Consider the following 15063-nt stretch of genomic DNA (forward strand, 5'->3'; position numbering starts at 1 on the left):
TTTCTTTATCTTATTGTTTCATTATAAGATTTCTTTTGCTTTAGCAACCACGTTTTCAACGGTAAAGCCGAAGAGTTTGAATAATTGATCTGCTGGTGCGGATTCACCAAAGCTATTCATACCTACAATTCGACCATCAAAGCCGACATATTTATACCAGAAGTCAGCTAATTGAGCTTCAATCGCCACACGTTTAGTGACTGAACGTGGTAATACCGATTCACGATAGGCTTCATCTTGTTTGTCAAACACGTTGGTGCTTGGCATTGAAACTACACGCACTTTCACGCCTTCTGCATCTAACACATCAGCGGCTTTCATTGCTAAATCTACTTCAGAACCGGTTGCAATTAAGATTAAATCCGGGCAACTACCTTTTTCGCAACATTCACGCAAGATATAACCACCACGAGCTACGTTGGCTAATTGCTCCGCAGTACGTTGTTGTTGAGCCAGATTTTGGCGAGTAAAGATTAGTGCTGTCGGGCCGTCTTTACGTTCTACCGCCGCTTTCCAAGCAACAGCAGATTCTACTTGGTCTGCCGGACGCCAGGTTTCTAAGTTTGGAATTTGGCGTAATGAAGCAGTTTGTTCTACCGGTTGGTGGGTCGGGCCGTCTTCACCTAAACCGATGGAGTCGTGTGTATAAACAAATAAGGCACGTTGCTTCATTAAGGCTGCCATACGCACCGCATTGTGTGCATATTCGTAGAACATTAAGAAGGTTGCACCGTAAGGAATGAAACCACCGTGTAGGGCAATCCCGTTCATAATCGCAGACATACCGAATTCACGCACGCCGTAGTTGATGTAGTTACCATCTACATTGTGTTCCGCACGAATCGGTTTTGAGCCAGACCATAAGGTTAAGTTAGAGCTTGCTAAGTCAGCTGAGCCGCCGAGGAATTCAGGTAAGATTGGCGCGTAAGCTTCGATTGCATTTTGTGATGCTTTACGGCTTGCAATGGTTGCCGGATTTGCTTGTAATTTTTCAATAAAAGCTTTGCTTTCAGCTTCCCAGTTAGCCGGTAATTCGCCTGCGTAACGGCGTTTAAATTCAGCGGCTAGTTCAGGGTATGCCGCTTCATAAGCAGCAAATTTAGCGTTCCAATCTTTTTCTGCTAATGTACCTTTTGCTTTTGCGTCCCACTCTGCATAAATTTCAGCTGGAATCACAAATGGGGCATGTTCCCAACCTAAAAATTCACGAGCGGCTTGGATTTCAGCATCACCCAATGGCGCACCGTGGCAATCGTGAGAGTTTGATTTATTTGGTGAACCATAGCCGATAATGGTTTTACAAATAATTAAAGTTGGACGCTCGGTTTCGGCTTGTGCATTTTCAATCGCAAATTTGATTTGTTCTGGGTTATGACCATCGACATTACGGATAACTTGCCAGCCATAAGACTCAAAGCGTTGTGCGGTATCATCAGTGAACCAACCATCAACGTGGCCGTCGATAGAGATATTGTTATCATCGTAGAAAGCAATCAGTTTGCCTAAGCCTAATGTACCGGCGAGAGAGCAAGCTTCGTGTGAGATACCTTCCATTAAACAGCCATCGCCTAAGAAAGCGTAAGTGTAGTGATCGACAATTTTATGACCTTCACGGTTAAATTGTGCTGCAAGGGTTTTTTCCGCAATCGCCATACCGACCGCATTGGTAATACCTTGACCTAACGGGCCTGTGGTGGTTTCAACACCCGGTGCATAACCATATTCAGGGTGACCAGGTGTTTTAGAATGTAACTGACGGAACTGTTTTAAATCTTCAATAGAGAGATCATAGCCGGTTAAATGAAGTAAGCTATAGATTAACATTGAACCGTGTCCGTTAGACAGAACAAAACGGTCACGATCTGCCCATTTAGGATTAGTTGGATTGTGTTTTAAAAAATCACGCCATAAAACTTCTGCAATATCAGCCATACCCATTGGTGCGCCAGGGTGGCCTGAATTAGCTTTTTGTACAGCATCCATACTTAAAAAACGAATTGCATTCGCTAGCACTTTACGTTCTGTCATTTGTGTTACTCCTAATCGAGAATGTTATATAAAATGGAAAGGATATCGAATTGGATTCTACACTATTTTGCTAGAAAAACTCAAAAATGGAAATGAGAAATGTGATCTGTATCACAAAAAATGATTAAATTGTGATTTGTTTTGATTGGATTTGATTTGATTTTAATAGACGTTTTTTTCCTAATACAATATTTTCTTGATAAAGCGAATGTTTAGTAGTTGATCTAGGCAACAAATTTCTCTAAAATACGCACTCTTTTTGGCGTTGAGCATTTGCTCAACATTTTTATTAATTACATATGGTACCTATCAGCGGTAGAGATTCTAACAAGATAGGCGGCGATATGGCTTCTTATGAGGTTCCCCAATGAAACAAGGTATTCACCCAGAATATAAAGAAATTACGGCAACTTGCTCTTGCGGTAATGTAGTTAAAACTCGCTCAACAGTGGGTAAAGATTTAAACTTAGACGTATGTGGCAACTGCCACCCGTTCTATACTGGTAAACAACGTGTTGTTGACACCGGTGGTCGTGTTGAACGCTTTAACAAACGTTTCAGCATCCCAAGCTCAAAATAATTTGATTATTGCAAACCCCGCTAATGCGGGGTTTTGTTTTGCTTATATATCTATATAGAATTAACAAGCGGTGTATTTTTCTATCAATTTTGCAAATTGGTGATTTAACCATTTTGCAGGAGCTACCAGAGAAAAACCTCGAGTATCATTATTATCCTCAGTCCATTTGTTTGCGATAACCATAAAAGTTTCAATATCTTTTTTAGGTTTTGGATACCAGCGTGCAATATTAGCTGGGTGGTTGGCATAAAATGAGAGCAATTTTTTTCCTAATGCGCAAGAAATATGAACTCCACCTCCATCAACTGCAATCACAATATCTGAAGAATTGACTAATGCACAATAACCTAAAATATCACTACTAGGAGCTAGCTCTATTTCAAGCGGAGTTTCCAGTCTTGATAAATATTCGGCACTATTGGTTGTATTGGTCATCAAGCAACTAATATGTTGAACATATCTTTTATCAATCATAGATAATAGCTCTGATAATTCTTGAGTAGGAATTTCACGCATACTACCTTGAGGATTCAGTAGTAATCGGATTTTCTTCTCTTGCCACAGATTATTTGCAAAACTGATTTTTTCACTAGGAATGGCTAAATTATAATTGACCTGATTTTTTTCTAAAAAATCAGCAAAAATAGCATAGTTTAGATAGTCAGCAAAATGAACCTGCTTTGGAAAGATAGTAGTGAAATCGTAATTTTTTACGGTATCTAAATTGTAAATACTTTTCTGTTTTTTGCCGAAGTTAATAATAAATTTAGGCTTTAAAATACTATCTAAAATAATACTTTTTGTGGTAAATGTTGGTTTGAAATCTAAATAAAGATCCCATTTTCCCTGTTGGGATAAATAAGTGGATACTTTATCTTCTAAGATCAGATCTACCACATTTGCTTGAGAAAAAATCAATTTGTTACGAGCTGTAACTAAAACCGCTATTTTTACATTTGGGAGAGCTTTTTTAATTTGCTCCAAATGAGCTATATGCACAACAGCATCACCAATAGCATCTCCGATAGGTTTGAGTAATACGGATTCTATTTTGCTAAATTTGAAGGTTTTTTTCTCTTTTTTTGTACCAAAAAGTTTTATAACTAAGGATTTCATCTCTATAATAGGTTGATTCTTTTAATGATTGGTTATAGTAAGTAAAAATGAATATTAAAGCAACGTTAAGAAAAGCAAGATTGGCGATAGGTAAAGCCATTTTAGATAGTAAAAATACTGATCTGATATTATCGGAAATTCCCAATAAAATTCTATTTCTTCGTCACGATGGTAAAATTGGTGATTATGTCGTTAGTTCCTTTGTCTTCCGTGAAATAAAAAAACAGTCTCCCCAAACGCAAATAGGCGTGGTTTGCTCACAGAAAAACCGATATTTATTTGAGAATAATCCTTATATTGATAAGCTCTATTTGGTTAAGACAAAAAGTATTCCTGATTATATTCGTGGTGGCAAACAACTTGCAAAAGAGCAGTATGATGTTGTAATTGATCCGACTGTTACTTTACGGAATCGTGATCTCTTATTTTTACGCACTATATCAGCCAAACATTATGTAGGTTATCAGAAACAAAAATATCGATTATTTGATCTAAATGTAGAGGATAGAAAACAGCATTTTTCAGAGATTTATCAAGATGCGTTAGCTTTAATCGGGTTTGAAAATATAGAAACTCAGTATGATGTGCCACTAAATGCCACAAGCAACCAATCCATAAAGCATTATTTATATGAAAACCAAATTAGAAATTATATTGCGTTAAATCTTTTTGGTGCAGGTTCGGCAAGACGTTTTAGTGACCAGAAAATTAATGAATTGCTAAGTTACTTAGCACAGCATAGTGATAAACCGATAGTTTTACTTACTTTTCCTGAAGTAACGGAAAAATTGTGTTCCTTCACTAAGCAGTATAAAAATATATTTGTGTATGAGAAAACCAAAAGCGTTTTTGATTCAATAGAACTGATTCGTTTTGCGGACTTATTAATTTCACCTGATACTGCAACCGTGCATATTGCCTCAGGCTTGAGTAAAAAGATAATTGCTTTTTACAGTAGCGATGAACAGAATTTTATACATTGGCATCCGAATAATCAGGCTGAAACCCATATTCTCCGTTTTAGAAAAAGCGTGAATGATTTAGATTTTGCTGCAATAAAACCGGAGTGGCTAAAATAATATGGACTTCCAAAGCCTTAAACTTTTCCTAGATATAGCCCAAAGCCGTAGTTTTATTCGCAGTGCGGAGAAGAATTATATGACGGCTTCCACTCTTACCCGCCATATTCAGCGTATGGAGGAGGAGCTAGGGCAGCCGTTGTTTTTGCGTGATAACAGGCAAGTCCATTTAACTGAAGCTGGGGAAAGGTTTTTGGCATTTGCTCAACAAGGTTGGGCAGAGTGGCAGCAGTTGCAAAACCAGTTGTCGCCTGCTCAGGGGGAGTTAGAGGGGGAGCTAAAAGTATTTTGCTCGGTAACGGCTTCTTACAGCCATTTGCCGCCGATTTTAGGGCGGTTTCGCCAAAAATATCCGAAAGTAGATATTAAACTAAGTACCGGCGATCCTGCTTTGGCATTGGAACAGGTTCAGTCATTGACTGCGGATATTTCGGTTGCGGGTAAGCCGGAATTTCTGCCGAATAATATTGTGTTTCACTATATTGATGATATTCAACTTTCGATTATTGCCCCTCGTGTGGCGAGCCAAGCCACTCAATTTTTGCAACAGTCGCCGATAGATTGGAAAAATATCCCCTTTATTTTGCCGGTGAACGGGCCGGTGCGAAAACGGATTGACCGTTGGTTTAAAGAGCAAAAAATCAAAGACCCGATTATTTATGCTACCGTCTCCGGACACGAAGCGATTGTGCCGATGGTTGCACTAGGCTTTGGGGTCGCACTGTTGCCGGATATTGTGATTAAGCATAGCCCGATGAATAATCAAGTTTCTTATGTGAATTTGCCCTCGCCGATAACCCCATTTGAGCTAGGCATTTGCGTTCAGCAAAAACGCTTGCAAGAGCCGATTATCAAGGCATTTTGGCAATTATTGTCTGACAATTAAGCATAACAAGCGGTCAGATTTTATGAAATTTTTGCAAAAAATAGAGCAAAACCGACCGCTTGTAGATAAATGACAGATAAAAAATAAGGTGAGACTCAATCTTAAAGTCGCACCTTATGTTATTTTAGATTATTGCACTTTATTGTACTGTGGCTTTAGCTCGCGGTTTTTTCACCTTGATCTCGGCTTTTGGCAAGATTTCAATCCCCATTGGCGGATTTTCTAATGCCAGAGCTAGTACCTCGTCAATGGTTTCTACTGCGTGAATATCCAACGCTGCTTTTGCATTTTCCGGAATTTCCTCTAAGTCTTTTTCATTTTCTTTCGGAATAATTACCGTCGTAATGCCGCCACGATGGGCTGCCAGTAATTTCTCTTTTAAGCCGCCGATTGGCAATACTTTGCCACGCAAGCTGATTTCACCGGTCATCGCTACTTCTTTACGCACAGGGTTACCTGTTAGGCTAGAAATTAATGCGGTACACATCGCAATCCCTGCACTCGGACCATCTTTCGGTGTTGCACCGTCCGGCACGTGAACGTGAATATCCCGTTTTTCGTAGAAGTCTTCGGCAATGCCTAATTTTTCTGCACGGGAGCGAACAACGACCATTGCCGCTTGAATTGACTCTTTCATTACATCGCCTAATGAGCCTGTGTAAGAGAATTTACCTTTACCTACAACAGAGGCTGTTTCAATGGTTAATAAATCACCGCCAACTTCTGTCCACGCTAAGCCGGTCACTTCGCCAATGCGGTTTTGACTATCCATTTTGCCGTAGTCAAAACGTTTCACACCTAAGTATTCTTCGATATTTTTCTCAGAAACCGTAATGGATTTTAATTTCTTATCCAACACTAATGCTTTCACGGCTTTACGGCAAATTTTCGCAATTTCACGCTCAAGGCTACGAACACCGGCTTCACGGGTATAGTAGCGGATAATGCTTAAAATCGCACTGTCTTCAACGGTCAGCTCACCTTCTTTTAGCCCGTTATTTTCTTGCTGTTTAGCCAGTAAATGACCACGAGCAATGTGCATTTTTTCATCTTCTGTATAACCTGAAAGACGAATCACTTCCATACGGTCAAGCAATGCCGGTGGGATATTCATTGAGTTTGAGGTTGCCACAAACATTACATCGGATAAATCGTAATCCACCTCTAAATAATGGTCGTTAAAGGCTTTATTTTGCTCAGGATCTAACACTTCAAGCAGAGCAGAAGCCGGGTCGCCACGCATATCTTGAGCCATTTTGTCGATTTCATCTAACAAGAACAGCGGATTACGCACGCCGACTTTCGCCATTTTCATCATTAGGCTACCCGGCATTGAGCCGATGTAAGTACGGCGATGCCCTCGGATTTCCGCTTCATCACGCACGCCACCTAACGCCATACGCACATATTTACGCCCTGTGGCATTGGCAATAGATTGCCCTAACGAAGTTTTACCGACCCCCGGCGGACCAACCAAGCATAAAATCGGACCTTTTAATTTATTTAGACGACTTTGCACTGCTAAGTATTCCACAATCCGTTCTTTCACTCGTTCTAAGCCATAGTGGTCTTTATCCAAAATCTCTTGAGCTTTGGCTAAATCTTTTTTGACCGCTGATTTTTTATGCCACGGCATTTGTAAAATCCAGTCGATATAACCACGCACAACGGTGGCTTCGGAAGAGCTTTGTGGCATTGCTTTGAGCTTTTTGAACTCCGTATCCAGCTTGTCTTTTACCTCGGTCGGTAATTTTGCGGCGTCAATTTTCTCTTTAAGTTTATCTAGCTCGCTTTGTTCAACGTCATCGCCATTACCTAACTCTTTTTGAATCGCTTTAATTTGCTCGTTGAGGTAGTAATCACGTTGGTTTTTTTCCATTTGTTGTTTAACACGATTACGAATCCGAGTTTCGGTTTCAAGCGTATCCATCTCAGTTGCCATCGCAATTAACAGGGCTTCAAAACGGGCAATCAGATTTGGTTGCTCTAATAATTCCTGTTTTTTCTTCACCGGAGCAATTAAGTTAGAGGCAATGGTATCCGCCAAGCGGTCTTCCAGCGTAATTTTTTGCAGTTTAGCAATAATTTCCGCTGGAATTTTCTTGTTATTTTTAACGTAATTTTCAAATTCAGTTAAAGTGGTTTTAGCAATCGCTTTTAACTCTTCGTTTTCGTCATCATATTCCGAATACATCGGCTGAATTGCCGCCCAGAAGCCGTTTTCATCATCGTGAATTTGCTCGATTTTGGCACGGGTTTGCCCTTCCACCAGCACTTTAACTGTGCCGTCTGGCAGGTTTAACATTTGAATAATGTTGGCAATTACACCTACGCCATACATATCTTCTGCATTCGGCTCTTCTTTATTTGGATCTTGTTGGGTGACTAAAAACAGTTGTTTATTAGAATCCATCGCCGAGCGTAGGGCTTGAATTGATTTTTCACGTCCTACAAATAACGGCATAACCATATAAGGAAAAACCACCACATCACGCAATGGGAGTAGTGGTAATTCAATCGCTTTCTTTTTTCTTGGTGCCATAAATTTGCTCTCTTCTATAAAAATATAATTCCCCATTATGAGGACGAATTTGGGAAAAACAAGGGATAAATTTGATTTATCTTAAAAAAACTCTGGCTATCAAAACAGTAGATGCTGGCGATTTAATCAATCGTTAAAATCAGGGTAATTTGCTCAATTTCTCGCTTGACATCAAATCGTAATGCGAGCAAAATTCTTTGCATATTTTAATCTTCAGGGCAGGGTGAAATTCCCGATCGGCGGTAAAGTCCGCGAGCCGAGTAATCGGCAGGATTTGGTGAAATTCCAAAACCGACAGTATAGTCTGGATGAAAGAAGAGTCAAAAATCGCAAAAATACCGTGCAAGCGGTTATTTTTTGTGTCTTTTTTGCAAGCCTTGAGTCGTGAGATTTCAAGGCTTTATTGTTTTGCAGGCAGCGTTTGCAAATTTTTTACTAAAAACGACGGCTTGTATTGCAATAATCCTTTCATTACGCCCTCTATTTTTGCTAACAATTTATGACAGACGCTCAATATATGGCTTATGCCATCACCCTTGCCGAAAAAGCTCGAGGCTGGACAAGCCCAAATCCGTTGGTGGGCTGTGTGATTGTCAAAAATGGCGAGATCATCGCCGAAGGCTATCACCAAAAAGCCGGCAGTTGGCACGCAGAACGTAATGCGATTTTAAACTGCGAGGAAGATCTGAGCGGGGCAACTGCTTATGTCACCTTAGAGCCTTGTTGCCACCACGGGCGAACGCCACCTTGTTCCGATTTGCTGATTGAACGAGGGATTAAAAAAGTGTTCATTGGCTCTCGGGATCCGAACCCTCTGGTGTCAGGCAAAGGGGTAGCACAACTGAGAGCCGCCGGCATTGAGGTAGTGGAAGATTTTATGCGTGCCGAGTGCGATGCACTAAACCCGATTTTTTTCCACTATATTCAAACCAAACGCCCTTATGTGTTGCTGAAATATGCGATGACGGCAGATGGTAAAATTGCAACTTCCAGCGGTGAATCTAAATGGATTACTGGGGAGCTTGCTCGTGCTAACGTGCAGAAAACCCGCCACGAATATAGTGCAATTATGGTTGGGGTGGAAACGGTACTTGCCGATGACCCAATGCTCAACAGCCGAATGGAAAAGGCTAAACAGCCGGTACGGATCGTGTGCGACAGCCAACTGCGTACGCCACTGGATAGCAAGTTAGTTCAAACTGCACGCCAATATCGCACCATTATTGCGACCCTCAATAATGATGCAAAAGAACAGGCAGAATATACCGCTTGCGGTGTCGAGATTTTAGTGACAGGCGAACGTAACAAGCGGGTGGATTTAGCCGATCTTTTGCAAAAGCTGGGCGAACTCGGGATCGACAGCTTATTGATTGAAGGCGGTTCACAACTCAATTTCAGCGTGCTGGAGCAGGGTTTAGTTAATCGAGTACACTGCTATATTGCCCCGAAACTGATTGGCGGCAAAGAGGCGAAAACGCCGATTGGTGGCAAAGGGATTAGTGAGTTAGCACAAGCGGTTAAATTACGTCTAAAATCTACCGAATTAATCGGAGAAGATATTTTATTGGATTATGAAGTGGACTCGCTTCGTAATTAAATTGAAATTTCCTTACTCTCGCCCGTTTAAGGGAGAGAGACAGCATAAAATTTCGTTCAGAAATTTGATGCAGAGAGAGGGGAAAATGAGTGGAATCTTCCCTCTCCCTCCGAAAATCCTACGGATTTTCTCTTCCCTCTCCCGTAAACGGGAGAGGGGAATAGTAAGATAAGCAGTTCTCAGACTAAATTGGAAGTAAATCGGAGAAAAATTTAAATGTTCACAGGCATTATCGAAGAAGTTGGTCAGATAGCCCAAATTAAGAAACAGGGCGAGTTTGCGGTGGTAACGGTTAAAGCAAAAAAGATTCTGACCGATGTACATTTAGGGGATAGCATTGCGGTAAATGGCGTGTGTTTAACCGTGACTTCATTCACGCAGGAGCAATTTACTGCTGATGTTATGTCAGAAACTTTAAAACGTACATCACTTGGCGAATTAAGTATCAATAGCCCGGTTAATCTTGAGCGGGCAATGGCGGCGAACGGGCGTTTTGGTGGACATATTGTGTCAGGTCATATTGACGGCACTGGCGTGGTGGCAGAGATTACACCGGCAGATAATTCAACTTGGTATCGAATTAAAGCCGAGCCTAAGTTAATGCGTTACATCATTGAAAAAGGCTCGATTACTATTGATGGCATTAGTTTAACGGTGGTGGATGTTGATGCGGAATCTTTCCGAGTATCGATTATTCCGCATACCATTAAGGAAACCAACCTCGGTACGAAAAAAATCGGTAGTTTGGTGAATTTAGAAAATGACATTGTCGGCAAATATATCGAACAGTTTTTATTGAAAAAAGAGCCTGAAAATCCGCAAAGTAAAATCACCGCGGATTTTCTTAAAAATGCAGGGTTTTAACCAAATAAAGGACAAATAATGTTTAAGTTTTCAACGGTAGAAGAAGCAATTCAAGCAATTGCACAAGGGAAAATTATTTTAGTCAGCGATGATGCCGACCGTGAAAATGAAGGGGACTTCATTTGTGCAGCGGAATTTGCGACACCGGAAAATATCAACTTTATGGCGAAATATGGTAAAGGGTTGATTTGTACGCCGATTTCGACAGAAATTGCCAAGAAATTAAATTTTCACCCGATGGTGCTAGAGAACGAAGATAATCATCAAACCGCATTTACCGTTTCTGTTGACCATATTCAAACCGGCACCGGTATTTCCGCTTTTGAGCGTTCATTAACTTGCCTGAAAATGCTTGATGAAAACGCTAAACCGGAAGATTTCAGACGTCCGGGACACGTTTTCCCGTTAGTGGCGAAAGACGGGGGCGTATTAGTGCGTAACGGGCATACTGAAGCAACGGTGGATTTAGCTCGTTTGGCGGGCTTGAAACCGGCAGGGCTTTGCTGTGAAATTATGGCAGAAGATGGTACGATGATGCAGATGCCGGAACTAAAGGCGTTTGCTCAAGCACACAATATGCCGTTTATTACTATTCAGCAATTACAAGAGTATCGTAGAAAACACGACAGCTTGGTGAATGTGGTTTCGGTGGTAAAAATGCCGACCAAATATGGTGAGTTCAAAGCACACAGTTTCGTTGAAACCATTTCAGGAAAAGAGCATGTCGCTTTAGTTAAAGGCGATATTGGTGATGGCGAAAATGTATTGTGCCGTATCCATTCCGAATGTTTAACCGGCGATGCCTTTGGCTCACAACGTTGCGATTGTGGTCAGCAATTTGCCGCGGCAATGAACCAAGTGGAGCAAGAGGGCAGAGGCGTGGTGCTTTATTTACGCCAAGAAGGACGTGGCATCGGTTTAATTAATAAACTGCGTGCTTACGAATTGCAAGATAGAGGAATGGACACGGTTGAAGCCAACCTGGCATTAGGTTTCAAAGATGATGAGCGTGAATATTATATCGCCGCTCAAATGTTTGAAAAATTAGGCGTAAAATCGATTCGTCTGTTAACCAATAATCCGGCAAAAATTGAAGGACTCATTGAGCAAGGTTTAAACGTAGTGGCTCGTGAGCCGATTATGGTTGAGCCAAACGAACACGATTTGGAATACCTTAAAGTTAAACAGCACAAAATGCGACATATGTTTAATTTTGATAAAGCGTAACAAATTCTGGTGTAGGGTGGACGTAAGTCCACGTAAAAAAGTTAAATAGATTGCGTGGGCTTACGCCCACCCTACAATTTACCTTATAAACCCATTTTTAATTGATTATTCTTTTAGAAGGAAAACCAACAATGGCAACATTTCAAGGAAACTACATCGCAACCGGTTTAAAATTCGGTATTGTGGCAACTAACTGGCACAAAATTTTTATCGACCAACTGTTAAACGGTGCAACCGATAAATTATTGCGTCACGGCGTAGAAGAAAAAAATATCGACACCGTATGGGTGCCGGGTGCATTAGAAATCTCAATTGCAGCGAAAAAAATGGCACAAAGCGGTCGTTATGATGCGATTATCTGCTTAGGTGCGGTCGTGCGTGGAGCAACCAGTCACTATGATGTGGTAGTGAACGAGTCAGCAAAAGGCATCAGCTCTTCTGCTTTAGAAACCGGCGTGCCGATTATTAACGGTATTTTAACGGTGGAAAATTTAGAGCAAGCGATTGAGCGTTCAGGCACTAAAGCCGGTAATAAAGGCGAAGAGTGTGCAATGGTAGCGATTGAAATGGCGAACCTATTAAAAGCCTTAGCCTAATCAGCGATAAAATCCCCTTAGACCCAAGAGCCTAAGGGGATTTTTTTATTTTTTGCGTAGTAACAGGCTGGCAATGACACAAAATAGACTAAAACTGTAAATCAACCAGTGACCGAATTGTTTAAATGGTGTATCGCCTATGGTTGGCACAATGGTAGCAGTTAGTACATCGGTAGTGAATTGCGGCAGTTGTTCTGTTACTTTTCCGTTGGCATCAACAATGGCGGTAATACCGGTATTCGCAGCTCTAAGTAATGGTTTGCCGAGTTCTAACGCTCGCATTCTTGCCATTTGGAAATGTTGCCAAGGCCCGATAGAAGAGCCAAACCACGCATCATTGGTGATAGTTAATAAATAATCTGAATTTTGGCTTTTTTGGTTTTGTTGTAACTGATCACCAAAAATAATTTCATAGCAAATCGCCATATTAAAGCGGTTGTTTTTCGCCAAGAATGATGGTTGAACGAAACTGCCTTGTGAAAGATTAATCGGCAGAATAAACACGTCTCGCATCCAATCCAGCACCGAGCCAAACGGCACATATTCGCCAAACGGCACAAGGTGATGTTTGTTGTAGCGAGGGTTGCCGTGCAGGGCATATTCCCTCTCTTTTTCGCCTAATAGCACGCTACTGTTAAACAGTTCCTCTTGCTCATTTTGATAGAGCGTGCCGATAATAATTTCACTTCCGTGTTGGCGGGCTAAGTGGTCGAGCGAGCCAAGCAACGGGCTGATTTGATTTTCAAGTGCCGGAATGGCGGATTCAGGTAAAATAATCAACTCACTTTTACCTAACAGCGGTAGAATAAGTTGCTCGTAAGTTCGCACGCTGTGGTTGAAATGTTGCGGATCCCATTTCATTTTTTGCTCAATATTCCCTTGCACCAAACTCACTACAAGCGGTTGTTTTTGGTCATCAATTTGCACAAATTGGATAAAGCGAGTTGCAAAACTTAAGCCAAAAATGACTGCTAGTGTTGCTAATGATGGCACTATTTTCGCTTCTTTTTGAGCAAAATGAACCAAATAGCCACTTACAAGGATCACTAAGAAAGTTAAACCTTCCACGCCCAAAATCGGAGCAACGCCGGCAAAAGGGCTGTCTATTAAACTATAGCCGAATTGTAGCCACGGAAAGCCGGTAAACACGACGCCTCGTAAATATTCGGTAAAGGTAAAAATGGCTGCTAATGCAAACGGATTATTCAGCTTTAGCCTGTGTGAAATCACACTAAACAGCAGATTATAAATAGCGAGATAACACGCCAACAGAAATACGGCAATATAGCTTACAATGGTCGGCACACCGCCAAATTGGGTCATACTGACGGAAACCCAGTTTACACCGGTGCAGAAGTAGCCGATAGACCAAGCAAAAGTTGCCCACAATGCAGTTTTTCGATTTGCTAGAGTGGCTGACCAAACCAAGCCGGCTGCGGAAGCAAAGGCAATAATCCAAATATCAAAAGGCGAATAGGCGAAAGTGCCGATAGCTCCTAGCAAGAGAGCAAGAATACAAGCGGTTAAAAATGGTGGATTTTTTGCAAAATTCATAATGGCTCACTAAATAAATGAGGCACGCCGAAACGTGCCTTGGTTGATATTCTCTATATTATTCTTCTTCGTTTGGAGAGACTTTTTCCATTTTCTCCAACTGCTCATCGGAAAGTGTGACTCGTAGCTGAATCAACTGGCGGCTATTGGCTGAGGTGACTTTAAAATCAATTCCGTTTAACTCAATTTGCTCATCTCGTTTCGGGAAATAGCCGAAAGCCTGCATCACTAAACCACCAATGGTATCCACCTCTTCGTCATTAAAGTCGGTAGCAAAAAATTCATTGAATTTTTTGATGTCGGTGAGCGGTAATACCGCATAAGTATGTCTTGAAAGCTGGCGAATTGGTTTGACCTCTTCTTCATCAAACTCATCTTCAATATCACCCACAATTTGTTCAAGAATGTCTTCAATAGTGACTAAGCCTGAAACCGCACCAAATTCATCAACCACTACTGCCATATGGAAGCGTTCTGAACGGAACTCTTTTAGCATTCGGTCTAGGCGTTTGCTTTCCGGTACAATAACCGCAGGGCGTAATACCTGTTGCAGATTAAAGGGTTCAGAGTCAGAACGTAAATATTTCAATAAATCTTTAGAGTGAAGAATACCTTCGATAATATCTTTCTCACCCCGAATCACTGGAAAACGAGAGTGTGCGGATTCAATAATTAAATCAATACAGACATCTAAAGGTTCATTGGCATCAATAAACACGATTTGTGCTCGGGGGATCATAATATCCCGCACTCGTAATTCCGAGATTTCCATTACTCCTTCGATCATCTCTTTGGTGTCGCTGTCGATCAATTCATTTTCGACAGAGTCTCGAATCACTTCGACTAGATCTTCACGGTTTTTAGGCTCGTTTTGAAAAAGCCCGCTAAATAGAGAGTGTAAAATCGATTTTTTTTCTGATTTTTCGGTGGTGTTTACACTTTGCTGTTCATCACTCATAGTTTGTTCCACTTAAATAAAGTACGCTTATAATAA

Annotated in this window: 12 protein-coding genes and 1 riboswitch; of the genes, 7 read left to right on the forward strand and 5 right to left on the reverse strand. The window is 41.1% G+C overall.

The genetic code is table 11. The features are described 5' to 3' along the window. Positions 1–21 precede the first annotated feature (21 nt). A complete protein-coding gene (tkt, locus tag ACJ7Z2_RS06195) occupies positions 22–2028 on the reverse strand; it encodes a transketolase (protein ID WP_409499694.1) in 2007 nt (668 codons plus the stop codon). A gap of 367 nt (positions 2029–2395) precedes the next feature. Between tkt and rpmE the strand changes: the two genes are divergently transcribed. Then, a complete protein-coding gene (gene rpmE, locus ACJ7Z2_RS06200; RefSeq protein ID WP_006249284.1) occupies positions 2396–2608 on the forward strand; it encodes a 50S ribosomal protein L31 in 213 nt (70 codons plus the stop codon). A gap of 60 nt (positions 2609–2668) precedes the next feature. Here rpmE and ACJ7Z2_RS06205 read toward each other — a convergent pair whose 3' ends face one another. Further along, positions 2669–3724 carry a glycosyltransferase family 9 protein gene (locus ACJ7Z2_RS06205; protein ID WP_409499695.1) on the reverse strand — a complete coding sequence of 352 codons (1056 nt, stop codon included), beginning with the start codon at positions 3722–3724 and terminating at the stop codon, positions 2669–2671. A gap of 47 nt (positions 3725–3771) precedes the next feature. Here ACJ7Z2_RS06205 and ACJ7Z2_RS06210 point away from each other — a divergent pair, with 47 nt between their 5' ends. Both ACJ7Z2_RS06210 and ilvY read left to right on the forward strand, forming a co-directional pair. Then, positions 3772–4803, forward strand: coding sequence for a glycosyltransferase family 9 protein (locus tag ACJ7Z2_RS06210; RefSeq protein WP_409499696.1), 1032 nt, complete (start codon positions 3772–3774; stop codon positions 4801–4803). Position 4804: 1 nt separating this feature from the next. After that, positions 4805–5689: an HTH-type transcriptional activator IlvY gene (ilvY, locus tag ACJ7Z2_RS06215; protein ID WP_409499697.1), complete on the forward strand. Its 885-nt coding sequence runs from the start codon at positions 4805–4807 to the stop codon at positions 5687–5689. A gap of 139 nt (positions 5690–5828) precedes the next feature. Here the strand turns inward: ilvY and lon are convergent, their stop codons facing one another. Beyond that, positions 5829–8231 (reverse strand): endopeptidase La, encoded by a 2403-nt coding sequence (lon, locus tag ACJ7Z2_RS06220; protein WP_409499698.1) that lies wholly within the window; start codon positions 8229–8231, stop codon positions 5829–5831. A gap of 205 nt (positions 8232–8436) precedes the next feature. After that, positions 8437–8555: riboswitch (FMN riboswitch) on the forward strand. A gap of 175 nt (positions 8556–8730) precedes the next feature. Between lon and ribD the strand changes: the two genes are divergently transcribed. From ribD to ribH, 4 genes are all read left to right on the forward strand, one after another. Beyond that, positions 8731–9828 (forward strand): bifunctional diaminohydroxyphosphoribosylaminopyrimidine deaminase/5-amino-6-(5-phosphoribosylamino)uracil reductase RibD, encoded by a 1098-nt coding sequence (ribD, locus tag ACJ7Z2_RS06225; RefSeq protein WP_409499699.1) that lies wholly within the window; start codon positions 8731–8733, stop codon positions 9826–9828. A 216-nt stretch (positions 9829–10044) separates the two neighbouring features. Beyond that, the gene (gene ribE, locus ACJ7Z2_RS06230; protein WP_409499700.1) at positions 10045–10692 is read left to right on the forward strand and encodes a riboflavin synthase; all 648 of its coding nucleotides are present in this window, start codon (positions 10045–10047) and stop codon (positions 10690–10692) included. An 18-nt stretch (positions 10693–10710) separates the two neighbouring features. After that, on the forward strand, positions 10711–11919 hold the full coding sequence (locus ACJ7Z2_RS06235; protein ID WP_409499701.1) for a bifunctional 3,4-dihydroxy-2-butanone-4-phosphate synthase/GTP cyclohydrolase II: 1209 nt from the start codon (positions 10711–10713) through the stop codon (positions 11917–11919). 131 nt (positions 11920–12050) lie between these two features. Further along, entirely contained in the window at positions 12051–12515 is a 465-nt protein-coding gene (gene ribH, locus ACJ7Z2_RS06240) for a 6,7-dimethyl-8-ribityllumazine synthase (protein ID WP_006249293.1), read from the forward strand. A 45-nt stretch (positions 12516–12560) separates the two neighbouring features. Here the strand turns inward: ribH and lnt are convergent, their stop codons facing one another. Together lnt and corC are read right to left on the reverse strand one after the other, a co-directional pair. Continuing rightward, a complete protein-coding gene (lnt, locus tag ACJ7Z2_RS06245; RefSeq protein ID WP_409499702.1) occupies positions 12561–14069 on the reverse strand; it encodes an apolipoprotein N-acyltransferase in 1509 nt (502 codons plus the stop codon). Positions 14070–14127: 58 nt separating this feature from the next. Next, complete coding sequence (corC, locus tag ACJ7Z2_RS06250; protein WP_409499703.1) at positions 14128–15027, reverse strand: CNNM family magnesium/cobalt transport protein CorC; 900 nt, start codon at positions 15025–15027, stop codon at positions 14128–14130. Positions 15028–15063: the final 36 nt, after the last annotated feature.

Source organism: Mannheimia glucosida (assembly GCF_046267875.1).
Lineage (GTDB): Bacteria > Pseudomonadota > Gammaproteobacteria > Enterobacterales > Pasteurellaceae > Mannheimia > Mannheimia glucosida.

Coding starts and splice junctions, on each gene's coding strand:
- ACJ7Z2_RS06235 (WP_409499701.1), top strand. CDS start 10,711: ATGTTTAAGTTTTCAACGGTAGAAGAAGCAATTCAAGCAATTGCACAA.
- ribD (WP_409499699.1), top strand. CDS start 8,731: ATGACAGACGCTCAATATATGGCTTATGCCATCACCCTTGCCGAAAAA.
- lnt (WP_409499702.1), bottom strand. CDS start 14,069: ATGAATTTTGCAAAAAATCCACCATTTTTAACCGCTTGTATTCTTGCT.
- ribE (WP_409499700.1), top strand. CDS start 10,045: ATGTTCACAGGCATTATCGAAGAAGTTGGTCAGATAGCCCAAATTAAG.
- tkt (WP_409499694.1), bottom strand. CDS start 2,028: ATGACAGAACGTAAAGTGCTAGCGAATGCAATTCGTTTTTTAAGTATG.
- ACJ7Z2_RS06205 (WP_409499695.1), bottom strand. CDS start 3,724: ATGAAATCCTTAGTTATAAAACTTTTTGGTACAAAAAAAGAGAAAAAA.
- rpmE (WP_006249284.1), top strand. CDS start 2,396: ATGAAACAAGGTATTCACCCAGAATATAAAGAAATTACGGCAACTTGC.
- ilvY (WP_409499697.1), top strand. CDS start 4,805: ATGGACTTCCAAAGCCTTAAACTTTTCCTAGATATAGCCCAAAGCCGT.
- ribH (WP_006249293.1), top strand. CDS start 12,051: ATGGCAACATTTCAAGGAAACTACATCGCAACCGGTTTAAAATTCGGT.
- lon (WP_409499698.1), bottom strand. CDS start 8,231: ATGGCACCAAGAAAAAAGAAAGCGATTGAATTACCACTACTCCCATTG.
- corC (WP_409499703.1), bottom strand. CDS start 15,027: ATGAGTGATGAACAGCAAAGTGTAAACACCACCGAAAAATCAGAAAAA.
- ACJ7Z2_RS06210 (WP_409499696.1), top strand. CDS start 3,772: ATGAATATTAAAGCAACGTTAAGAAAAGCAAGATTGGCGATAGGTAAA.